Source organism: Secundilactobacillus silagei JCM 19001, from assembly GCF_002217945.1.
Taxonomy (GTDB): domain Bacteria; phylum Bacillota; class Bacilli; order Lactobacillales; family Lactobacillaceae; genus Secundilactobacillus; species Secundilactobacillus silagei.
In genome coordinates this window covers 1-244 of record NZ_BCMG01000064.1, presented here as the reverse complement: position 1 = coordinate 244, position 244 = coordinate 1, and the positions used below count along the sequence as shown (strand labels likewise).

Annotated in this window: 1 protein-coding gene; it reads right to left on the bottom strand. The window is 50.0% G+C overall.

Annotated elements, in window-relative coordinates:
- The coding region (locus CES79_RS12950; protein ID WP_159459505.1) for a hypothetical protein at window positions 1–244 on the bottom strand (244 nt) is incomplete at both ends.

Below are 244 nucleotides of genomic sequence, written 5' to 3'. Positions count from 1 at the left end.
ATCGTTGGTGCAGTTTGAGCATCGTAAGCATTCTGCGCAGTTGCCACACTGGCACCAGTAACTTCATCCGTTGACACATTCCACTTGATGGTCTGCGTCTGCGTTTCGGGTACTTGACCAGGATAGTTGGCATCATTCACTTTGTAGGTGATCGTCCGGGTAGTCGCCGTGGTGCTGTGTGCAATGGCGTGATCCAGATGGATCTTCACTATTTGATCCGTACCATTTGTAAACCGATACGTGC